This window comes from Pseudomonas sp. O39, assembly GCF_045447295.1.
Classification (GTDB): domain Bacteria; phylum Pseudomonadota; class Gammaproteobacteria; order Pseudomonadales; family Pseudomonadaceae; genus Aquipseudomonas; species Aquipseudomonas antarctica_A.
Window position 1 is genome coordinate 450,806 of the sequence record NZ_JBJGXV010000002.1, and the last position, 21,626, is coordinate 472,431.

A 21,626-nucleotide genomic window follows, 5' to 3' on the forward strand; every position below is an offset into this window, starting at 1 on the left:
GACGATCCTTAAAAATCATCTACTTGTAATACATATCCACCACCACGGCGGCGTCGAACGCGCCGGGTTTTGGCAGGGTGCGCCATTTCAGGTCGGCGCGGAATTCATCGTGGCTCTGGCCCAGCCCCATCAGTTGCTGCAGGGTGAACCAATCGTTGAACGGCAATGGCTGCTCGCTCTCGGCGCGGGACAACGAGATGCCCACCGAATTGTTGTTATCCGGCACCAGCAAACCGTTGATCACGCTGCCGCCCCCCGATGTGCTGGCGAAGCGTGCGCTGACGGTGTAGGGCGTGTCGCAGCCCTTGCGCAGGTTCAAACTGAAGTTCGCGCTGCTGGCGACTTCACCGATCGACGCCTTGCGCGACGGTGTGGGGAATTTGACCACGTTGGGGGTGATGGTCAGTTCGGGGGTGCAAGGCACGAAGCGGATGCCGTTCATGCCGGTGACCACGTAGTTGAAGTTGCTGTTGGGCCTTGAGTTGAGCCCGCGCACGCCGTCCAGTTGGAATACGCGGTAGGAGGTCAATGTACTGGCTTGGCCACTCGGTGGCGTGGGGTCGTACTTCTCGATGAAGACACTGAAGTTGAGGGTAAAGCGCGCCTTGTCCCAACCGACGCAGTTGGAGGTGCAGCCCCGGTCGGAAAAGAACCCGGTGCCGACCTTGCCAGTGCTTTGGGTAATCGGCTGATTGTTATAGCGAATGCCAACACGAATGCCCGTGCCGATACTCACGCCGGCCGGGTTGACATAGAAATACACCTCTTCGCGGCCGACGCTGTAGTCGTCCTTGCAGATCACATTGGTCGAGCGTGGGCCCGACTCCCAGATAATACTGCCGTTGGGGGCATCGGCGGCGACGGCCAGTGCGGTGCCCAGCGCTTCCTGGGTGATGATCGAGCCGGTGCCGTCCTCACGGCAAGCCAGCGCATGGCTGGTGGCGGGCAGGGCCGCGCAGACCCACAGCAGTATTGGTAAGCAGCGTTTGGTGAGTGACATAGGTGTAAATACCCCGCGATCTATCACTTGAGCGCCGCGCTATGGCGGGCCTGCAAGCCGATATCGGTGATTTCGGTGAAATGGAGGGTGGTGCCCTTGGGCAAGGCGCTCGGTGCGGTCAGGGTTTTGCTCTCTTGAGGCTTGAGCAGCAGGTAGTCACTGAGCGTCACGCTGTCGGTCTGTACGTTCACCAGCGACAGGTGAAACGCGCTGGGGTTGCGGACCGTTATGGTGTGCCCGTCCTTGCTGCTCCAGACCAACTGCTGCACCGCCTCGGCCGAGCCGCCCTTGAGCGTGGGCGGCCGATAGAACAGCTTGAGCCGTTGGCGAATTGCGAACTGCACGCTGTTGGGGTCTTCCGGCTTGAGCGGAATCTCCATGATGTTGAGCCAGAACAGCGATTCGCGATCGGTGGGCAAGCCTTCGCCGGCATACAGGATGCGCAGTGGGTGATGCTCCCCTGCGCCCAGTTGCACCAGCGGCTCGGTGGCGGCAAACGGCACCGCGCCGCCGGTTGAGTCGTCATCGCCGGTGATCCAGGTTTGCACCACCACCTCGCGCGACGCCTGGTTGACCACGTTGATGCTGGCAGCCTTGTCCTGGCCGAAATAGATCAAGCGCGTGCCTTCGATCTTCAGTGCCGCGCTGGCAGGCGGCGGCGCGAGGACCAGCAGCCCGCAGGCAATCAGCACCATTCTGAGTAAAAACATGAGCACAGACGAATTCCATGGAAGCGTAAGAGGACGCAGGCCATGGTAGGGGCGAGGTGATGCGAGGGCTTTCAGGCGATTCTTAAAAGTTGGCCGGTGCACCCGGTGACCGTTTCAGAATCGCCTTAAAGTCAGGTTTCCCGCTGACGGTTACCGTGTTCAGCGTTGAATGATCGACGCTGATGCCCAACTGTCAGGTTTACCCTATGTCCAATAAAGCGTTACGCCTTCTGATTGCTGATGCAGACTTGTTGCAACGGATCAAGATCGAGAAAATGCTCAACCAGCTGGGCTATCACCGTATCGCCCCCTTGAGTTCGTTCGAGGAGTTGCAGGCGTTGACGCGCTCAGGTTGCGTGGCGTTCGACTTGTTGATCATCAACACAGCGCTGGTGCGATCCAGGCAAGTCAACCTGTTGAAGTATTGCCATGACAATCCGCTGATTCGCCACACGCTGATCTATGACGGGCAATGCGCACAGAGTTCGGTGGTGTCGGTATCGGTGAGCCAGACGTTGCACCTGTCGCTGTCGCAGTCGCCGGACTTCAACTCGCTGCGCCGTTGCATGGAGATTGTCGACCCCGACCATAGCCTGCCGACCGTTGAGCGCCCGATACTGCGCGCCGTCGACAGCCGGACCCAGCCACCCTCGGTGGCACCGCGGGCGATCCCTTTGGGCGACCCGGCGGTGGTGGCGTGCGCCGTCGGGTTATCGCCCAAGCGGTAAACTGGGGTCAGTCACGCCAGACGGGGTGGCAATCGCTGCCCAAAGTCCAATGCGGTTGGCCGGGCTTGAGGCACACACCACCGACCCAACGCTCATGGCTGGCGTGGTCCAGCCAATAGGCATCACCGTCCAGAACCCGAGCGCCCAAAGGCGTCAACACCAGCTCGCGGCGTGGCCATTCGCGGTCGGTTTCGGTTTCGATCAGCAAGGGGTTCGGCCCATCGATTAATGGCCGCAGCAGGGCATGGAACATCATGTCGCCCAGGAACGGCAGCGGCTCGCGTTTGGCCATCAGCTCGGCGAATACCCTGCCGAAGGGCGCCGGTCCAACCTCGGCGATGTACCTTAGCGACAGGCGCTCGGTGAGTGACAGGCCATCCAGAATACCTGGCAACTCCTGTAACTGGCGCAGTAGCGCTGGCGCGAGAAAGGGCAGCGACGCATGCGTGTTGTACGCCAGTTCCGCGAGCTTGACCGGTGAACTGTCGCAGTAAGCCGCCCAGGCCTGTTGGGCCAACTGCACTGCTGCATCATTGATCACCCGTCGCTGCGGCCATAGCCACGCCAGGACATCGGGTGCCAGTTGGCCGATGCCGATAAAGCGCTCGACCCCGGGAATACGGTCGACCTCAATCAGCTCCAGCCTGGGCGGTGCCTGCTCAAGACCGGCCAGCGCGCGGATCAGAAACAGCTGATCGTAGGCATCCGCCTCGCACCACAGCACGCTGTGGTCGGCGTTGGCCAAGGTGTCCAGTTGGTTATATTCATCGTCAACGCGGCGCGCGACATCAACGCAGTCCAGCGCAAAGGCCTGGCTGATAAAGGCACTGCGCAGGGCGCGGAAATCTTCGCTGGGCAGGTCGCGAACCGGCCCCATGCACAACGGATCGGTGAGCATCCGGAACTGCCCTTTGAACCCCGCCAGTTGCAGGCTGTGGGCAATGTCACTGCCACAGCGCCAGTGGGTGGTGCGGGCTTCATCGCAGGCATCGAACGTTGGGTGGCGGGCGGCGAAATCGAGGGCGTCGACATGGGCCTTGAGCTTGGGCCAGCTGCTGAAACCGAGCTGTCTGGCAACCTGCCATTGGGCTTGCGACAAGGTGGCACTGGGGTCCTGGCTTTTCAGCTGCGCCAATAGCTCCTTGGCGCGCTTGCGCTGCTGCTCAAGGTTGATACGGCCGTGATGGGTCGAGGATGCGGGGCGTGGCGACATACGATCTCCTTGTACAAACCTTTTCCGCTTTAAGGTTGGGAGTCGTAGAAATGAGGTAGTGCTTGAGTATCTTGGGCGCAGCCCTTTCCGCGGAAGGTGGCGTAGAGAGCGCCAGGCGGGAAATATAGGCAGGATTGCTGTTCAGTGCAATTCAAAACTGTGGGAGCGGGCTTGCCCGCGATTGCGCAGTGTCAGTCACCAGATTCACTAGCTGATCCACCGCTATCGCGGGCAAGCGCGCTCCCACATTGGGATTTGCGTGACCTTTTACTTATCTTTTCTGGCATCCATGGTCTTTTGATGTTCCGCCAGGAAGGGCTGCTCCGCTGGATCAAAGCGATCAATCCCGGCGGTGAATCGATGCCAGTACGGATACAACGGCTGTCGGCGCGTGACCGCCTCGATGCGCGAAGTTTGTGCCTCGGTAAGTTTCAGTTCGGTCGCCGCCAGGTTGTCGCGCAGGTGCGCTTCGGTGCGGGCGCCGACGATCAGCGAGGTGATCCCCGGGCGATCCTTGAGCCAGGCCAGGCAGGTGCGCGCCACCGACACACCCAGCTCATCGCCCACGGCAGCAAGGGTCTCGATGATATCCAGCGCACGCTCCGGGTCATGCACATAGGGTTCCGGCCAGTCGCTGCCCTGCCGGGTGTTGGCCGGCGGCTTGTGCCCGCGCCGGGTCGAGCCGGTCAGCAGGCCTTCGCCCATCGGGCCCCACACCAGGGTGCCGATGGACTGGTCCAGCGCCATCGGCAGCAATTCGTACTCGGCTTCGCGAGATTCCGGGGTGTAGTAAATCTGCTGGGTAATGGGTTTGAGCATGCCATGCAGCTCGGCTTTGCCCAGGGTTTTCATCATCTGCCAGGCGGTGAAGTTGCTGGTGCCGAAGTAGCGGATTTTCCCGGAGCCCACTAACAGGCGCAGTGCTTCGAGGGTTTCCTCGATGGGCGTCACGCCGTCCCAGTTATGCAGCTGGTAGAGGTCGATATGATCGGTGCCCAGCCGCTTCAGACTGGCTTCGCAGGCGCGGATCAGGTGGTAACGCGATGAGCCGGAGTTGTTCGGGTTTTTGTCCACGGGGCTGCGGCCCTTGGTGGCCAGCAGGATGTCGTGACGTTTGTCACCCAAGGCTTTACCGACGACTTCCTCGGCCAGCCCGTGGGAATACAGGTCGGCGGTGTCGACCATATTCACCCCGGCGTCAAACGCGATGTCGAACATGCGCTTGGCCTGGGGCACGTCCACCGCGCCGCATTTTGCAAACTCGGCGCGCCCCCCAAACGGTACGGTGCCGAGGATGATTTCGGATACCAGCAGGCCCGAATGGCCCAGTTGACGGTATTGCATGTCGCCTCCTGTTTTACGTTGCACGTGAACGTGTGAACGACAGGGGTGGCGATAGTTTGAATTTTTTCATGAAATCTTCCTGCGCGTGCCTCACCATTGCACCCAACACGGTTTAAGAGGAACCCCGCGTTCATGAGCGCACTGATAGAAACCCGCGGCCTTACGCGCAGGGACGAGCGCCGCCAAGTGGCGTTGCTGCAACCGACGGACTTCTGCTTGAACCGCGCCGACCGCGTGTCCATCACCGGCTCCTCGGGTTCCGGTAAAAGCGTGTTCCTGCGTGCGCTGGCATTGCTGGATGCGCCGACCCGCGGGCAGGTCCTGTGGAACGGCCAGCCCATCGCCGACGCGCAGATTCCCCACTATCGCAGCCACATCAGCTACCTCTCACAACGCCCCGCGCTGATCGAGGGCACGGTGGAAGACAACCTGCGTTTCCCCTTCAGCCTCAAGACGTTGCGCAAGCGCAGCTTTGATCTGGCGGCGGTCACCACACTGCTGGGGCACGCCGGTAAAACACCGGACTTCCTGGCCAAGATTGCCGGTGACTTGTCAGGCGGTGAGTCCCAGGTGGTCTCACTGATTCGGACCTTGCAACTGAACCCCGAAGTGCTGTTGCTGGACGAACCGACTGCCGCACTCGACCCGACATCCTCGCGTGATGTCGAAGCGCTGATCACCGCCTGGTATGCCGCCGATAACGCCCGCGCCTATATCTGGGTGTCCCACGACCTTGACCAGGCCCAACGCATGAGCGCCATCCACCTGCACATGAATGCCGGTGTCCTGAGTGGAGCGGCCCAACCATGAACTATCAAAACCTCACCGCGCTGGACATGGGCATCGCCGCCTCGCTGATTCTGATTAACGGCGCGCTGTCATTGCTGTTGCGCCTGGGCCTCGGTCGCCAATTGCTCTGGGCGGCGGTGCGCACGGTGGTGCAACTGTTGGCCATCGGTTACTTGCTGGGTTGGGTATTCGAGTTCGCGTACTGGTATGTGGTGCTGCCACTGATGTGTGCGATGACCTTGATTGCCGGGCTGTCGGCGGCGGGGCGTGGGCGCAGGACCTATCGCGGGCAGCGGGTCGACAGCATCCTCTCGGTGTGGGGCAGTTCCTGGCTGGTGACGGCGGTGGGTTTGTTTGCGGTGATCCGGATCCACCCGTGGTACGAGCCGCAATATGCGATCCCGATTTTGGGGATGATCCTCGGCAATACCCTGACCGGTGTGTCCTTGGGGATCGAGCGCATGACTCAGGAACTGACCTCGGGGCGCAACACCATCGAGATGATCCTGGCCCTGGGCGGTTCGCGTTGGGAAGCGGCGCAGGAAGCCATCCGCCAGGCGGTGCGCGCCGGGATGATCCCGACGCTGAACCAGATGACCGTGGTGGGCATCGTCAGCTTGCCGGGCATGATGACTGGCCAGGTGCTGGCGGGGGAGAGCCCGGTGGACGCGGTGCGCTACCAGATCGTCATCATGTTCTTGATCGCCGCGTCGTCGGCGCTGGGCACGGTCGGTGCGGTACTGCTCACCTACCGGCGGCTGTTCTCCAGGAGCCACCGGTTTTTGCGCGACCGATTGGAAGAACGCTGACGGTCAGCCCAAGTCCGGCACACCAAAGTCCAGCACCACTTTCATCGCCTGGGTCTTATCCGCCGCCAACTCAAATGCCTGCACCGCGTCGCCAAACGGCACGGTGTGGGAGATCACCGGGCGCACATCCACGATGTGGCGGTTGAGCAAGTCCACCGCCTGGGCGAATTCGCTGTGGAAGCGGAAGGTGCCGCGCAATTCAATCTCGCGACTGACCAGCACATTCAGCGGCAGCGACACATCGCCACCCAGCCCGACCGTCACCAGCACACCGCGTGGGGCGATGCATTCCAGGCCATTGCGCAGGGCCTGGGCACTGCCGGAGACTTCGAACATCACGTCGAAGTAACCTTTTTCAGCGGTGTAGCGCTTGAGTGCATCGGTGCTGTCGGCCAGGTTGTGCAGGCGCGTGGCGCCCGTTTTTTCGGCGCAGGCGAGGGCGCTGGCGGACAGGTCCACGGCGACGATCTCAGCGGCACCGGCGGCGCGCAGGCTGCCGATCAGCAGGTTGCCGATCGGACCGCAGCCGGTCACCAGTATGCGTTTGCCGAACACCGTGCCGGCGCGTTGGATCGCATGCAAACCCACGGACAACGGCTCGGCCAACGCACCTTCGGCGAGGCTGACGTGGTCGGCCAGGCGATGGGCCTGATGCGTCTCGATCACCAGGCTTTGGCGAAACGCGCCCTGGATATGCGGGAAGGGCATGGCGCTGCCGTAGAAGCGCATGTTCAGGCAATGGTTGGGCAGGCCTTGATGGCAATACCGGCAACCGCCGCAAGGGCGCGATGGTGAAACGGCAATGCGTTGACCGACCTTGAACGAACCGACGTCACTGCCCACCGCGTCGATCACCGCCGACACTTCATGGCCGAGCACCATCGGCTCGCGCAGGCGCACGCTGCCGAAGCCGCCGTGCTGGTAATAATGCAAATCCGAACCGCAGATACCACCACGGGCTATGCGTACGCGCAGTTGATCGGGCGCGAGGGCTTGCGGTTCATCCTGGGGATCGACCCGCAGGTCTTTCGAGGCGTGACAGACGATAGCGTGCATAAGGTTCTCCGGTTTACAGCGAGGCGGTGATGCCACCGTCGACATACAGGATGTGGCCATTGACGAAGCTGGCCGCGTCACTGGCGAGGAAGACGGCGGCGCCGGCCAGTTCGGCCACGTCACCCCAGCGGCGGCTCGGCGTGCGCTGCACCAGCCAGTCGCTGAATTCGGGGTTGGCCACCAGGTTTGCATTCAGCTCGGTCTTGAAATAGCCGGGGCCAATGCCGTTGACCGTCAACCCATGGGGGCCCCAATCGATGGCCATGCCCTTGGTCAGCATTTTCAGTGCGCCTTTGCTCGCCGCATACGGTGCGATGCCCGGACGGCCCAGTTCACTTTGCACCGAGCAGATATTAATGATGCGCCCACGTTTGCGCGGGATCATCGCCCGTGCCACGGCCTGGCCCACCAGGAAAGCGCTGTCGAGGTTGGTGCTGATCAGCTCGCGCCAGTGTTGCTCGCTGTAGTCTTCCAGCGGCCCACGGCGTTGCATGCCGGCGTTGTTTACGAGGATGTCCAGCGGGCCAAGGCGCTCTTCGATATCGGCGACGGCGGCCTGGATGGCCGCGCTGTCGGTCACATCAAACGCCTGTGTATGCACCTCCAGGCCTTCCAGCGTCAGCATTGCGGCCGCATCGCGCAAAGTGCTGCGGTTGCGCCCATTGAGCACCACTCGCGCCCCGGCCTGGGCCAGGCCGCGAGCGATGGCCAGGCCGATACCGGCACTGGAACCGGTGATCAGAGCGAGTCGACCGTCGAGGCGGAACGTTTCCAAAACGTTTTGCATGGGGTTGTCTCTCCTGGCGTGCGTATGGTGATAAGCGTTGAGTCCAATGGCGCTTACTTCATCCCAGTGTAGGGTGTAGGTCCAATGTTCATTTATGATCGGCTGATCAATATTGGTGATAACCAAGGGGGGCGGATGGAGCTCAAGCACTTGCGCGCGTTTGTGGTGCTGGCCCAGGAGCTGCATTTCGGGCGGGCGGCGGCACAGTTGTCGATCGTGCAGCCAGCGCTGAGCATGCAAATAAAGCTACTGGAAAGCGGTCTCGGCGTACGCCTGCTGGATCGCAACCGCCACTCGGTGACGCTGACCGACGCCGGCCGGGTGTTTCTGCCGGAAGCCCAGGCCACCTTGCACCAGGCCGCTCGGGCGGCCGATACGGCACGGGCGTCCAACCGTGGTGAAATCGGGCGGGTGCGCTTGGGATTTGTGTCGTCGGTGTTGCCACAGTTATTGCCCGAGTTGATCCGCGCAGTACACCAGCGCTATCCGCGTATCGAACTGGAGCTCAAGGACATGGCCGGCCCTGATCAAGCGGCTGCCTTGAAGAACGGCCAGCTGGATTTCGGCCTGATGCGCTTGCCGGCCGCCCACCCCGGCGTGCAGACCCGCGCGGTGTTGCATGAGCATTTTTGCGTGGCGTTGCCAATTGATCACCCACTGGCGGCCCAGGATTTCATCCGGCCTGGCGACCTGCTCAATCTGCCGGTTTACATTCTGGCGCGACGTTACGCGCCGGGGTTCTATGACGAGTTTATCCAGGCCCTGGGCATCACGCTGGCTATCGCCAGCGAACTGGGTGAGTTCACCACCATGCTCGCGCTGGTGTCCGCCGGGTTGGGCATTGGGGTGTTGCCGCAGCAGGCGGCGCGGGCGTTGCCCGCCAATTGCGTGTCGCGGCATCTGCAGCTGGGCGGCTTCCAGGCCAGTACAGGGTTGGCCTGGACCGAGCTGGACAGTGCAGTGAAGACCACGGTGTTCGATCTGATCGTGGAATTGTTCGGCGAATGATTGTTTCATTCGGTGAAATACTGGATTGTAAATCCTGGTGATTCCATTGTTCGGGGCAGCGGTAGACCATCCCTGGCACCGACACCCCCACCTTTGGAGTCTTGCATGTCCCAGTCTGCGATCAAACTTTATGGTTTTCCGCTGTCCGGCCACTCTCATCGGGTTGAGCTGATGTTGTCGCTGTTGGGCCTGCCCACGGAATTTATCCTGGTGGACCTCAAGCAGGGCGCCCAAAAATCCCCAGACTTTATCGCCACCCTCAACAGCTTTGGCCAGGTGCCTGTGATTGACGACAATGGCACGGTATTGGCCGATTCGAATGCGATCCTGATCTACCTGGCGAACACCTATGGCAACGGCCAGTGGCTGCCGACCGATCCTGTCGACCAAGCATGCGTGCAGCGTTGGCTGTCGGCCGCCGCCGGGCAACTTCACGCCGGGCCGGCTGCGGCGCGACTGGCCGTGGTGTTTGGCGCCGATGTTGATACCGTCACCGCGATCAACCGCTCTCACGCCCTGTTGAAGTTGGTGGAGCAGCAACTGAGCCAAAGTCGCTTCCTGGCCAGCGAACAACCGAGCATTGCCGATATCGCCTTTTACACTTACGTGGCCCATGCGCCGGAAGGCAATGTGTCACTGGCCGACTACCCTCAAGTGCGCGCTTGGCTTGCCAGCATTGAAGCATTGCCGGGCTTTGTGGGCATGCCGCGCACGGCCGTTGGCCTGCAATCACAGTAATGTGAACACCCTGTGCCTATTAGAGTGAACGCCGATGGACCGATTTCATGAAATGCAGGTGTTTCTCGCGGTGGCCGAGGAGGAGGGCTTCGCCGCTGCTGCGCGCCGCTTGAACACCTCGCCGCCGAGCGTGACCCGGGCCATCGCCGCCATGGAACAACGCATCGGCACCCAACTGCTGGCACGCACTACCCGCAGCCTGCACTTGACCGAGGCCGGCCAGCGTTACCTGGAAGATTGCAGGCGTATCCTCGCCGAATTGGATGAAGCTGAAGAAGCCGCGGCGGGCAGTTATTCCATCCCCTGTGGGCACTTGACGGTGACCGCGCCGGTGCTATTCGGCGAGCTGTATGTGGCACCGGTGCTTGGCGATTACCTGGACCGCTTTCCCCAGGTGAATATCAACGCCTTGCTGGTCGACCGCGTGGTCAACATGACCGATGAAGGCGTCGACGTGGCCGTACGCATCGGCCATTTGCAGGAATCGGGGCAGCAGGCGATCAAGGTCGGCGAAGTGCGCCGAGTGGTGTGCGCCGCGCCCGGTTATCTCGACCAGCACGGGCGCCCGTCGCGGCCTGAGCAACTGCGCGAAGCGAAGGTCGTCACCTCGTCCTCCAGCCAGTTGGTGAGTGAGTGGCGGTTTGTCGACGCGGGTCACCCGCTGACAGTGCCGATCGAACCGCGTTTGGTGGTCACGGCGAACAATGCCGCGATTAACCTGGCGCGGCTGGGCTGGGGCGTGACGCGGGTGCTGTCCTACCAGGTCGCGGCTTCGGTGGCGGCGGGGGAGCTGGAGATAGTGTTGGCGGATTTTGAACCGGCGCCGCTGCCGATCCAGGTGGTGTTTCACAAGAGCGGCCGCGTACCGGCCAAGATCCACACCTTTGTCGACTTCCTCACCCAACGCCTCGGGCAGGACACGGCCCTGAACCCGGCGATGAAGCGGCGCGGCTGATGGAACGGTATCGCGACATGCAACTGTTTGCGGCGTTGGCCGGGCAACCCAGCCTGGCTTCGGCGGCGCGTTATGCGCAAGTCTCCGGTCCAACCTTGATACGCGCCATTGCCCGCCTGGAAGCCCGCCTGCACGTGCCGCTGCTGCTGCGCACTACGCGGGGTGTGAGCCTGACCGATGCGGGCAACGCCTACATGACCGACTGCGTGCGCCTACTGGCCGCCGTGGACGCCGCCGAGGCCTCGGCCAAAGGCTTGCATGTGCAGCCCCAGGGTAATCTGCAGGTATTTTTGCCGTTGCTGTTCAGCCACTATGTGATGGCGCCGGTGTTGGCGGCTTACATGGACCGTTACCCTGGCGTGCGCCTCGTCGCCCACTATCACGACTATTACCCCAACCTGCACGAAGAGGGGCTGGACGTGGCGGTACTGGTGGGCGAGCTGCCCAGTTCGTCGCTGATCGCCCGGTTGGTGGGGCGGGTGCGGCCTATCCTCTGCGCCAGCCCCGGCTACCTCGCCACTAATGGTGAGCCGATGCACCCCAATGACTTCAATCGCCACCACCTGATCGCCAACGCTGATTGGGTGCACTGGGCCTTTCAAGGTTATTCACTCAAGGCGCACGCGCGCTTGAGTTGCGCCACAGTACAAGGGGCGATCAATGCGGCCGTGCACGGTGCAGGATTGATACGCTGCCTGAGCTACTCGGTTCATGAACATCTGGTGAGCGGCCAATTGCGCCGCGTGTTGCCAGCTTTTGAAGGGCCGCCGTTGCCGGTGCACGTGGTCTACCGCGAGGGCCGCAATGCGCCGATGCGCGTGCGCAGTTTTGTCGACCACTGCGTGGAAGCGCTGCGTGAACATCCGGCATTTCAGTTGGCGTAATAGTGGATTGCCTGGCGTGGGTATTCTCTCGATGGGTGGCTGGGCTTAGCCTCTGCACATCGACTATGAGGTGATCGCGATGAACCTGATCGAACAGTCCCCCTGGCATGCCGGCGAACGGCAGATGCAGGAAAGTGCCGGCGTTGCCGAGCGCATGGCAGTGGTCGGGCCCAAGGTGATCCGTGATCATTTGCCGGAGCAGCATCGGGATTTTTATCCGTTGCTGCCTTATCTGGTGCTCGGTGTGGTGAACGAACAGGGCATCCCGTGGGCGACACTGCTGGAAGGCGCGCCGGGGTTTGCCCATTCACCGAATCCGCAGGCGTTACAGGTCGACAGCATGCCGTCCAAGGGTGACCCGGCGTTGCCTGCAATACTCAGTGGCGCGTCGGTGGGCCTGCTGGGCATTGACCTCAACACCCGGCGTCGCAACCGTATAAATGGCTGCATCGACCGCCTCGATCGGGAGGGTTTCTCGGTCGACGTCGTGCACACGTTCGGAAACTGCCCCAAGTACATCCAACTGCGCCCGATCGATGCGATTGCGCGCAAACCCGGCACCCTGGCCGAGTGCTCCAACAGTCTGGACGATACGGCGCGGGCCATGATCCGCAACGCCGACACCTTCTTCGTCGCAAGCTTTGTGGACGTGGAAGGCCAACGTTCGGTGGACGTCTCCCATCGCGGCGGCAATACCGGTTTTGTGCGTGTCGACGGCAACGTGCTGACCATCCCTGACTTCGCCGGCAATCTATTCTTCAATACCTTGGGCAACCTTTTGGCGAACCCGGTGGCGGGGTTGTTGTTTATCGATTTCGAATCGGGCGACGTGATGCAGGTGGCCGGGCGCACTTCGCTGATTCTCGGCGGCCCCGAAGTGGCGGCGTTTGAGGGCGCGCAGCGGTTGTGGACGGTGACCGTGGAGCAGGTGGTGCGCCGCCCGGCGGCATTGGCGTTGAGGTGGAGTTTTGCGGGGTTTTCGCCCTATAACCTGGCGATGGGGCATTAACTCCAGCCTAGCGAACACGCCCGATGTAATGCCTCATTTACCCCTGACGGCGCACGTTGATCAGTGCTTGTCAGCGGCACAGTCGAGGACGAGTACGCCATGCTGGCCCTCGGCAAGCAGTGGGCCGAAAAACGTTGGGCAGGCATCGGGTCGTAATACGTCGCCGAAGTGCGAACCGTCGGGCCTGGCATCGCTGAGCAAACCGCCACCGCGTTGGACAATAGCGAAAAGGTGTTGGCCGCGGTCGGCGGCGAGCTTGCCAATATGATCATGCTGCGGCTGTATATCGCCTAGCACGCTCGCGATCGGCAGGAGCCGATAGCGCAAGCCCCGTGCCAGCGTTTCCCACGCAACCCGCCGCCGTCTTCGTGGATTATCGTCAATCGGTTGTCGGCGTCGGAGTGGTTGATCGATATTGAGGCGCAGGTGGCGATGCCAAGCAGCCTCAATACCGAATCATCACCGACTTAAGTTCGGTGTAATCCTCGATAAACGCACTGCCAAATTCCCGTCCAACCCCCGAAGAACGATTGCCCCCGAACGGCACGGCCGGGTCGAGCAGGGTGTGCATATTCACCCACACGGTGCCCGCGTTAATGGCCGGTATCATGCGCAATGCCTTGCCGAGGTCGTGGGTCCACAGGCTGGCACTCAACCCGTAGGGGCTGTTGTTCATCAGCGCGAGCAGTTCGTCTTCGCTGTCGTAGGGCAGGAAGGTGGCGATGGGGCCGAAGGTTTCTTCGTTGAGCAGGGTGTCGTTGACGCTGTTGGCCAGGATCACGGTGGGCTCGACGTAGCAGCCGGGCCGGTCGATGAGCTTGCCGCCGTGAATGATCGTGTTGTTTTCGGCGCGGGCCTGCTGGAAGTAGCCGAGCAGTTTCTGCTGGTGTTGCTGGTGGGTTACCGGGCCGAATTCGGTGCGTTCGTCCAGGGGCGAGCCAATCGTCAGTCGGCTGAGGCGCTGGCTGAGCTTCTCCAACACGGCGTCCATCTGCGAGCGGTGCACGAAGAAGCGTTCGGCCGCCGCGCAGATTTGCCCGGAGTGCAAAAAGCCTGCCTCGATAATCCCGTCCACCGCCTTGTCCGCGTCCATGTCACGCAAGAAACCGGCGGCGTTTTTGCCGCCCAGTTCCAGGGTCGCGCGGGTCAGGCCGGCGCCCATGGCGCTGCGGCCCACGGCGATACCGGTGGGTACGGAACCTGTGAACGACACTTTGTGGGTGCCGGGGTGTTCCACCAGGCCTTTGCCGACGTGCCCGCCGCCGGTCAGCACATTGAGCACGCCCGCCGGTAGCCCGGCGTCAATGGCCAGTTCGGCGATGCGCAGGATGGTCAACGGGGTGAATTCGCTGGGTTTGATGATGATGCTGCAACCGGTCACCAGCGCTGAAGCGAGTTTCCAGATGGCGATCATGGTCGAGAAATTCCACGGCACGATACCGACCACCACGCCCACCGGCTCGCGCAGGGTAAATGCGGTGTAGCGCTCGCCGTTGAAGGAGGGCAACGACGGTGTGAGGGTCTGGCCGCTGATCTTGGTGGCCCAGCCAGCGTAATAGCGCAGGAAGTGCGCGGCCTGGTCGACCTCGAACGCGCGGGAAATCTGGATGATTTTGCCCGACTGGCAGGTTTCGATCTGCGCCAGTTCTTCGCGATTGTGTTCCAGCAGGTCAGCGAGTTTCAGCAGCACGTTGCCGCGTGTGGCCGGTGCGGCCTGGGACCATCGTTGGAACCCTCGGTTGGCGGAGGCCACGGCTGCGTCGATATCCGCAAGGTCCGCATCGGCGAACTCGGCGATCACCTGGCCGGTCGCAGGGTTGGTCACTGTCAACGTCTGGCTGGCATGGCTGTGCACGGTGGCGCCGTCAATAAACAGCCCATGCTGGCGACGCAAAAAGGCTTCGACTTGGGGCAGCAGCGGGATATCGCTCATGGCAGGTTCCTGGCAGTTCACAAAGGAAAACCCGAGGGTAGCCAACGCGCGAAGGCAGCGCTTGACTGTGCCTGCCGCGCCTTATGTCTGTGCCTGCCACGTCTATGAAAAGTACAACCTTGCCTGCCGAATGTGCATTTTGCGCCCGTGCAATGCGTTCGATACTGGCCCTGCATCCGGCGCCGTGCCTGTACGTGGCGCACCTGCCGGACCTCCAATAATAAGCAGGGCCGTCCATGAAAAAGCCAAACCCGCTCCTCGAAGACCTCAAGCCCCTCCTGCCCGCCATCGCCGCGAATGCCGCGCGCGCCGAACAGCAGCGCCAGGTCCCGGATGAAAACATCGCCTGGCTCAAAAGCATTGGCCTGCACCGTGCCTTTCAACCCAAGGCCTTTGGTGGCCTGGAGCTGTCGCTGCCGGAGTTCGCCGACTGCATTGCCTTGCTCGCCGGCAGTTGCGCCAGCACCGCCTGGGCCATGAGCTTGTTGTGCACCCACAGTCACCAGTTGGCGTTGTTCTCGGCAACCTTGCAGCAGGAAATCTGGGGCGCCAACCCGGATGCCACGGCCAGCAGCAGTATTGCGCCGTTCGGGCGAGTGGTGGAGGGCGATGGCGGTGTGCATTTGAGCGGTGAAATGGGTTGGAGCAGCGGCTGCGACCATGGCGAGTGGGCGATTGTCGGCTGTCGTCGGCAGAACACCGAAGGCACCCAGGATTATTGCTTTGCCGTGTTGCCGCGCAGTGACTACCAGATCCGTGACGACTGGTACGCCGCCGGCATGAAAGGCAGTGGCACCAAGACCTTGATCATCGACAACGCCTGGGTGCCCGAACACCGGATCCAGAAGGCCAAGGACATGATGGAAGGCAAGTCCGCAGGCTTTGGTCTCTATCCCGACAGCAAGATCTTTTACGCACCGTACCGGCCGTATTTCGCCAGCGGCTTCTCGACCGTGAGCCTGGGCGTGGCCGAACGCATGCTGGAGGTCTTTCGCGAAAAAACCAAAACCCGCGTGCGCGCCTACACCGGCGCCGCCGTGGGCGCGGCTACCCCTGCGCTGATGCGCCTGGCCGAGTCCACCCACCAGGTGGCGGCCGCCCGCGCATTCCTCGAAAAAACCTGGCAGGAGCACGCCGAGCACAGCGCCGCGCACCGTTACCCGAGCCGCGAGACGCTGGCGTTCTGGCGCACTAACCAGGCCTACGCGACCAAAATGTGCATCGAAGCCGTGGATCGCCTGTTCGCTGCCGCAGGTGGCAATGCCTGGTTCGAACACAACGAGATGCAGCGCCTGTTCCGCGATTCCCATATGACCGGCGCTCATGCCTATACCGACTACGATGTCTGCGCGCAGATCCTCGGCCGTGAGCTGATGGGCCTTGAACCTGACCCGAGCATGGTGTGACGGGTTCTTCCACAATAACCATCAGGGTGACCGTGCGCGGTCGCCCGGGAGTCTTGCATGTCTGACAGCAGCCTTTTCGACCCACGGGCCTTTCGCCGCGCCCTGGGCAACTTCGCCACCGGCGTGACCGTGGTCACCGCCGCCACTGCCTCCGGGCGCAAGGTGGGCGTGACCGCCAACAGTTTCAACTCGGTGTCACTCGATCCGCCGCTGGTGCTGTGGAGCATCGACAAACGCTCCAACAGCCATGAAGTGTTTGAGGAAGCCAGTCACTTTGCAGTGAATGTATTGGCGGCGGATCAGGTGCACTTGTCCAATAACTTTGCGCGCCCGCGTGAAGACCGCTTCGCCTTGATCGAATACGAGCCGGGGGAGGGTGGCTCGCCGGTCTTTGCCGATTGCTCGGCGCGGTTTCACTGCGAGAAGTACCAGCAGGTGGACGGCGGCGACCACTGGATCATGATCGGCAAGGTGGTGGCCTTCGATGACTTCGGCCGCGCACCGTTGCTCTATCATCAAGGCGCCTATGCCGAGGTTCGGGCGCTGCGTCCCTGCGCGCCCGAGGCGATTCAGAACGGTACGGCGACCACCAACTGACTGTAGACATTGGTGCCGTTGCCGCCGACCTGGTTGCCGCCGGTCTCTGCATCCTTGTTGGGTTTGTAGAGGCCGAGCAGCGGCGTGATGATCAGGTGTTCGTTGACGGCCCATTCGGCATACAGGTCCAGCTCGCGGCCATCCAGGTTCAACTGGCCGCGGGTGCTGACCGTGCTGTAGTCGAAGAACAGCGCGCCAAGGGTGAGGTTGTCCAGCGGCTTGACCTTGAGCGCCACGTGCTGCACCGCCGTGTTGCTGTTGTACGGGCCGGAATAGTTGCCCGCCACCTCGCCTTGAACCCAGGTGCCGTAGCCGCGATTGAAGCCTGAGAACATGGCGTCCCAGTTTTTTGAATAGCGCGCATAACGGTAGGTGAGGTTCGGTGACCACGGCAGGTCAGTGAAGGTGTAGCCGGCTTCGGCGTACCCGGCATTTTCCTGGGCGTCGCGACGGTCCTGGCGTGCCAGTTCAAAGGCAAAGTGCGCGCTGTCGATGCCGGCATTGCCGGCGCCGCGCAGGCTGTAGAGGTTCATGCCTTTGCGCTGGCGCTGCAGGTCGGTGGCGAAGCGCTCATCCACGTCGATCCCGTGAATATAGGTCAGGCCCAGGGTACCCGGTGCGGCGCTGTATTCCAGGGTGCCGGCGGCCATTTCGGTCATGGCCTGTGCCGGGTTGTCGGATTTTATCCACATCAGGCTGCCATGCACGCCGTCCTTGCCACCCAGGCGGATCACCGCCGTCTGGTCGAAGGCATGGCGTGCGGCGATGTAGTAGGCGCCGCCGCGATTGAACTCACCGTCGCCCACACCCTTGCCGAGGTTGGGGCCGTCGTCGTTGATGATGAAACCATCGCCCAGCATGATGATCTGCCGGCCGAACGACAGGTCTACGCCGTCCTTGCCCAACCCCGCGAACAGGTCGCCGGAGCGCCAGCCGGCGAAGGCTTCGTCAAACTTGGTGGTGCGCTCTGTGCCGTTGGTGACCCCGGACGCATCACCATCGCCCCAGGTGCCGGAACTCACCAGGTTGGCCGTACCGTACACGCCGCCAAAGCTGCCCAGGCTTTGTTCGACACTCAGGCCGTACTTGATGAACGCCTCGCGCCAGGTCGAGCCGCCGCTACGCCCATCGTAGTTTTTCGGGCTATTGAACATCCCGTACACGGCGAGGAAGTTGCCGGTGACTTTGGTGTCGGCATCGGCATACAGCTCGATCGCCTGAACCTTACAGACCAGCAATGCCATGCCCAGGCCGACCGCCTGGCGCAGGCGGCGATTTTTCAGTGTGTGCTCCATTGTTATTGTCCCCATCCTGGTTAAGAGTGAGGGCGCATTAGGGCGAGCGGTGGGCGCCCAAGTCTTTCATTTGCGTGCCAGGGAATTGACCCTGGCCGCCAGGCGGTTCGCCGTGGCAGGGAGCAACAAAACCGGCGGCAGACAGGGGCAAGACGATCAACTCGGGTGGGGCGCACAGTGCCGACACATTAAAAAAAACCGCTTTCGAGGACCCCACCATGTCGATCAACGACCGACTCACCGCGCACCTCAACCGGGGCACGGTAGGTTTCCCCACCGCGTTGGCCAGCACCATTGGCCTGATCATGGCCAGCCCGGTGATACTCACCGCCACCATGGGGTTTGGCATCGGCGGCAGCGCATTTGCCCTGGCGATGCTGATCGCCGTGGTGATGATGCTGGCCCAGGCCACCACGTTCGCCGAAGCCGCTTCTATCCTGCCCACCACCGGTTCGGTGTACGACTACATCAACTGCGGCATGGGCCGGTTTTTTGCGATCACCGGCACCTTGTCGGCCTACCTGATCGTGCATGTGTTTGCCGGCACCGCCGAGACCATCCTGGCCGGGGTGATGGCCCTGGTGAACTTCGAACACCTCAATACCCTGGCTGAGTCGGCCGGCGGTTCGTGGCTGCTTGGCGTGGGCTTTGTGATTGTCTTCGGTGTGTTGAATGCCTTTGGCGTCAGCGCGTTTGGCCGGGCGGAGATCATCCTCACCTTCGGCATGTGGACCACGCTGATGGTGTTTGGCGTGCTGGGCCTGATTGCCGCGCCGGCGGTGCAGCTGGACGGCTGGTTCGGTGCATCACTGGTGGGCACCGACCTGATTACCGTGCTGTCGCTGGTGGGCATGGCGATGTTCATGTTTGTCGGCTGTGAGTTCGTCACGCCGCTGGCGCCGGACCTGCGCCAGTCGGCCAAGGTCATGCCGCGCGCGATGATGCTCGGGCTGGTGGGCGTGGCCACGTGCATGTTCATCTATGGCGCGGCGATGAAGCGCCAGGTGGAAAACGTTGTGTTGGACGCCGCTTCCGGCGTGCACTTGCTGGACACGCCCATGGCGATCCCCAAGTTCGCCGAGCAGGTGATGGGGCAGATCGGCCCGATGTGGCTGGGCATCGGTTTTCTGTTTGCCGGAGCCGCAACCATCAACACCCTGATGGCAGGCGTGCCACGCATTCTCTATGGCATGGCGGTGGACGGCGCGTTGCCCAAGGTCTTCACCTACCTGCACCCGCGCTTCAAGACGCCGCTGCTGTGCATCCTGGTGGCAATGCTGATTCCCTGCCTGCACGCGTTGTACCTGGGCGGCAACACCGACAACATCATGCACCTGGTGCTGGCGGCGGTGTGTGCGTGGAGCTTTGCCTATTTGCTGGTGACGGTGTCGGTGGTGATCCTGCGTATTCGCCGGCCAGATTTGCCACGGGCCTACCGTTCGCCGTGGTTCCCGCTGCCGCAGATCGTGTCGAGTATCGGCATCCTTTTGGGCATGTGGTTCATCACGCCACCGGGCATGAACCCGGCCGATATCTACGTGCCGTTTGGCGTGATGCTCGCCATCACCGCAGCGTATGCGTTGTTCTGGACCCTGGTGGTGCAGAAGGTCAACCCCTTCAAGCCGGCCTCCGTGGAGGAGGTGCTGGCCAAGGAATTCAGCAACGAACCGGGGCTCCCAGATGATGGTTATGGCGACTTTGCGGCAAAAACTGTTTGAGCTGTTTCGCGCTGATCGTGCTCCGGCGGGGTATCGGCCGGGCGTGACCCTGGAGCATCTGCGGCGTAATTTGGGGCTGGAGAACGTCGAGCGGCTGTCCGCTACACAGGTAAAAGTGTGTGTGGGAGAGGTGACGCTGGAGATTGTCGAGCGCGCCGAATCGCAGTTGTTGATGCACATGGTGATGACCGAATTTGTACTGCGCGTGCCCGCGTCGACAGCGGGCACGGCGAGCTTCGAGGTGCAGCATGGCGGCGCGATTCGACGCCGGGGCGTTTGCGTGCGCCGCTGCTCCGGCAACCCGGCGCTGGCCCGTGAGTTGCAGGCGTGCTTGCTGGCCGACGACGCATTGTTCCAGGCGCTGATGCCGCTGGATTTCAAGCGCCTGCGTATCGAACTGCACGACCAGCAATGGTGCCTGCGCCTGGAGCATATGGGCGGCAGCGAGGTGGTCAATCGGCTGCCGGCGTTTCGGCGTTACATCGCGCTGAGCCCGGTGCAGCGCGGGCATTTACTTGCGACGATGGCCGGCTTGCAGCGGGTGTTATCGAACCTCTGATTGGCATCAATAGTGCTTTCGTAATGGCAAACAGGTAGTTGTTGCGTGCATATAGATAACATGTTAACTATTGCGGCAGAACAACAAAAAAAACCATTGCGGAGGCACCCTATGAGCATCCCACAGCATGCACACGACGGGCTGGACAGCTGGAACCACGAGCTGCGCGCCGCGTGCGGTCATTTCGACACTGAACTGGCGTTCAACCGCTCGCTGTTTATCGGCGAGATCAACAACTTGCCGCGTGGCCTGGCGATCCTGCGCACCAATGCCGGGCTGATCAAGCGCCCGGCGCACCACGCCGACCACGATAATGACCAGGATTGTTTCCTCGTCAGCCAGCGCAGTGGTTACTCGCAGATCGTGCAGAACGGCCAGACCCTGCAACTGGCGCCCGGCGAGATGCTGTTGATGGACTCTGTGGGCTCTATCGAAATCACCCCCTTCGGCCTCATTGAACATGCCTCGTTGTCGCTGTCGCGCCCTGATGTGTGCAAGCACCTGGGCGGCGATGCCCATGCCTTCGGCAAGATCTCTTCGACCAAAGCCTGTGGGCGCATGCTGCATGTGCTGATGGACCAGTTGTGCAAGGACGACACGGCGGACGGTGCGGGTGAAGTCGAGGCGCTGCAAACCGCGTTCGTCTCGCTGCTGGGTTCGGCCCTGGAGCAGGGCGATGAGTGCCGTGAAGGCTTGGCGGCGTTGCAGGGGAATAACCTGCGCAGTTATGTGCAGAAGGTGATTGATGAGTCGCTCAGCCAGCCCGGCCTGAGCCCGATCGGGTTGGCCAATCGGCTGAATATTTCGGTGCGACACCTGTACCGGTTGTTTGAGGAGCAAGACGACAGCGTCTGTCGCTATATCCAGCGGGCGCGGCTCAAACGCAGCGCGGATGATTTGACCAACCCGTTCCTCAGGAGTGAGTCGATCACCTCGATTGCCTACAAGTGGGGCTTTACTGACTCGGCGCATTTCAGCCGGTCGTTCAAGAAGCAATTCGAGGTGTCGCCCAAGGATTTCCGGTCCAGCCGGTTGCAGGCAGCGGGAGCATAACCCGGGTCTTCAACGCTAATGTGGGGCGGGGCTTG

At 62.1% G+C, this 21,626-nt stretch carries 20 protein-coding genes and 1 pseudogene; 13 read left to right on the forward strand and 8 right to left on the reverse strand.

All coding sequences use genetic code 11. The features are described 5' to 3' along the window. Positions 1 to 19: 19 nt before the first annotated feature. Positions 20 to 1,000, reverse strand: coding sequence for a fimbrial protein (locus tag ACI77D_RS04610; protein WP_064453118.1), 981 nt, complete (start codon positions 998 to 1,000; stop codon positions 20 to 22). Positions 1,001 to 1,023: 23 nt separating this feature from the next. Continuing rightward, the gene (locus tag ACI77D_RS04615) at positions 1,024 to 1,710 is read right to left on the reverse strand and encodes a molecular chaperone (protein WP_259746293.1); all 687 of its coding nucleotides are present in this window, start codon (positions 1,708 to 1,710) and stop codon (positions 1,024 to 1,026) included. 206 nt (positions 1,711 to 1,916) lie between these two features. On the opposite strand from ACI77D_RS04615, the gene ACI77D_RS04620 reads away from it, so the two are divergent. Beyond that, entirely contained in the window at positions 1,917 to 2,438 is a 522-nt protein-coding gene (locus ACI77D_RS04620; protein ID WP_064453116.1) for a hypothetical protein, read from the forward strand. Between the two features lie 7 nt (positions 2,439 to 2,445). Here ACI77D_RS04620 and ACI77D_RS04625 read toward each other — a convergent pair whose 3' ends face one another. Together ACI77D_RS04625 and ACI77D_RS04630 are read right to left on the reverse strand one after the other, a co-directional pair. Then, entirely contained in the window at positions 2,446 to 3,651 is a 1,206-nt protein-coding gene (locus ACI77D_RS04625) for a DUF1835 domain-containing protein (protein ID WP_407016137.1), read from the reverse strand. 267 nt (positions 3,652 to 3,918) lie between these two features. Further along, on the reverse strand, positions 3,919 to 4,995 hold the full coding sequence (locus ACI77D_RS04630; protein WP_064453114.1) for an aldo/keto reductase: 1,077 nt from the start codon (positions 4,993 to 4,995) through the stop codon (positions 3,919 to 3,921). Between the two features lie 132 nt (positions 4,996 to 5,127). Between ACI77D_RS04630 and ACI77D_RS04635 the strand changes: the two genes are divergently transcribed. After that, entirely contained in the window at positions 5,128 to 5,805 is a 678-nt protein-coding gene (locus ACI77D_RS04635; RefSeq protein WP_262665459.1) for an ATP-binding cassette domain-containing protein, read from the forward strand. Then, positions 5,802 to 6,593, forward strand: a complete 792-nt coding sequence (locus ACI77D_RS04640; RefSeq protein WP_053257023.1) for an ABC transporter permease — start codon at positions 5,802 to 5,804, stop codon at positions 6,591 to 6,593. Before ACI77D_RS04635 ends, ACI77D_RS04640 begins: the two co-directional genes overlap by 4 nt. A gap of 3 nt (positions 6,594 to 6,596) precedes the next feature. Here the strand turns inward: ACI77D_RS04640 and ACI77D_RS04645 are convergent, their stop codons facing one another. Beyond that, the gene (locus tag ACI77D_RS04645; RefSeq protein ID WP_407016138.1) at positions 6,597 to 7,649 is read right to left on the reverse strand and encodes an L-idonate 5-dehydrogenase; all 1,053 of its coding nucleotides are present in this window, start codon (positions 7,647 to 7,649) and stop codon (positions 6,597 to 6,599) included. A gap of 13 nt (positions 7,650 to 7,662) precedes the next feature. Then, a complete protein-coding gene (locus tag ACI77D_RS04650; RefSeq protein WP_064453111.1) occupies positions 7,663 to 8,436 on the reverse strand; it encodes a glucose 1-dehydrogenase in 774 nt (257 codons plus the stop codon). Positions 8,437 to 8,571: 135 nt separating this feature from the next. On the opposite strand from ACI77D_RS04650, the gene ACI77D_RS04655 reads away from it, so the two are divergent. The 5 genes from ACI77D_RS04655 to ACI77D_RS04675 all read left to right on the forward strand — a co-directional run bounded on the left by ACI77D_RS04655 (position 8,572) and on the right by ACI77D_RS04675 (position 13,030). Then, on the forward strand, positions 8,572 to 9,444 hold the full coding sequence (locus ACI77D_RS04655; RefSeq protein WP_259763611.1) for a LysR family transcriptional regulator: 873 nt from the start codon (positions 8,572 to 8,574) through the stop codon (positions 9,442 to 9,444). A gap of 105 nt (positions 9,445 to 9,549) precedes the next feature. Then, positions 9,550 to 10,182: a glutathione S-transferase family protein gene (locus tag ACI77D_RS04660; RefSeq protein ID WP_221295197.1), complete on the forward strand. Its 633-nt coding sequence runs from the start codon at positions 9,550 to 9,552 to the stop codon at positions 10,180 to 10,182. Positions 10,183 to 10,216: 34 nt separating this feature from the next. Next, a complete protein-coding gene (locus tag ACI77D_RS04665) occupies positions 10,217 to 11,137 on the forward strand; it encodes a LysR family transcriptional regulator (RefSeq protein ID WP_064453109.1) in 921 nt (306 codons plus the stop codon). Beyond that, positions 11,137 to 12,021, forward strand: coding sequence for a LysR family transcriptional regulator (locus tag ACI77D_RS04670; RefSeq protein WP_221295195.1), 885 nt, complete (start codon positions 11,137 to 11,139; stop codon positions 12,019 to 12,021). Before ACI77D_RS04665 ends, ACI77D_RS04670 begins: the two co-directional genes overlap by 1 nt. A 79-nt stretch (positions 12,022 to 12,100) precedes the next feature. After that, the gene (locus ACI77D_RS04675) at positions 12,101 to 13,030 is read left to right on the forward strand and encodes a pyridoxamine 5'-phosphate oxidase family protein (protein ID WP_407016139.1); all 930 of its coding nucleotides are present in this window, start codon (positions 12,101 to 12,103) and stop codon (positions 13,028 to 13,030) included. Between the two features lie 445 nt (positions 13,031 to 13,475). Here the strand turns inward: ACI77D_RS04675 and ACI77D_RS04680 are convergent, their stop codons facing one another. Then, positions 13,476 to 14,963, reverse strand: coding sequence for an aldehyde dehydrogenase family protein (locus ACI77D_RS04680; protein ID WP_221295192.1), 1,488 nt, complete (start codon positions 14,961 to 14,963; stop codon positions 13,476 to 13,478). 236 nt (positions 14,964 to 15,199) lie between these two features. Here ACI77D_RS04680 and ACI77D_RS04685 point away from each other — a divergent pair, with 236 nt between their 5' ends. Together ACI77D_RS04685 and ACI77D_RS04690 are read left to right on the forward strand one after the other, a co-directional pair. Then, entirely contained in the window at positions 15,200 to 16,369 is a 1,170-nt protein-coding gene (locus tag ACI77D_RS04685; protein ID WP_064453105.1) for a p-hydroxyphenylacetate 3-hydroxylase oxygenase component, read from the forward strand. 57 nt (positions 16,370 to 16,426) lie between these two features. Further along, a pseudogene (locus ACI77D_RS04690) lies at positions 16,427 to 16,906 on the forward strand (flavin reductase family protein); the annotation flags it as partial. A gap of 32 nt (positions 16,907 to 16,938) precedes the next feature. Here ACI77D_RS04690 and ACI77D_RS04695 read toward each other — a convergent pair. After that, the gene (locus ACI77D_RS04695; RefSeq protein WP_407016140.1) at positions 16,939 to 18,261 is read right to left on the reverse strand and encodes a hypothetical protein; all 1,323 of its coding nucleotides are present in this window, start codon (positions 18,259 to 18,261) and stop codon (positions 16,939 to 16,941) included. 218 nt (positions 18,262 to 18,479) lie between these two features. Here ACI77D_RS04695 and ACI77D_RS04700 point away from each other — a divergent pair, with 218 nt between their 5' ends. The 3 genes from ACI77D_RS04700 (at position 18,480) to feaR (ending at position 21,591) form a co-directional block, all read left to right on the forward strand. Further along, positions 18,480 to 19,979, forward strand: a complete 1,500-nt coding sequence (locus tag ACI77D_RS04700; RefSeq protein ID WP_221295190.1) for an APC family permease — start codon at positions 18,480 to 18,482, stop codon at positions 19,977 to 19,979. Then, positions 19,942 to 20,538, forward strand: a complete 597-nt coding sequence (locus ACI77D_RS04705; protein WP_407016141.1) for a DUF3156 family protein — start codon at positions 19,942 to 19,944, stop codon at positions 20,536 to 20,538. Before ACI77D_RS04700 ends, ACI77D_RS04705 begins: the two co-directional genes overlap by 38 nt. Before the next feature lie 111 nt (positions 20,539 to 20,649). Then, positions 20,650 to 21,591: a transcriptional regulator FeaR gene (gene feaR, locus ACI77D_RS04710; protein ID WP_064453100.1), complete on the forward strand. Its 942-nt coding sequence runs from the start codon at positions 20,650 to 20,652 to the stop codon at positions 21,589 to 21,591. Positions 21,592 to 21,626 lie beyond the last annotated feature (35 nt).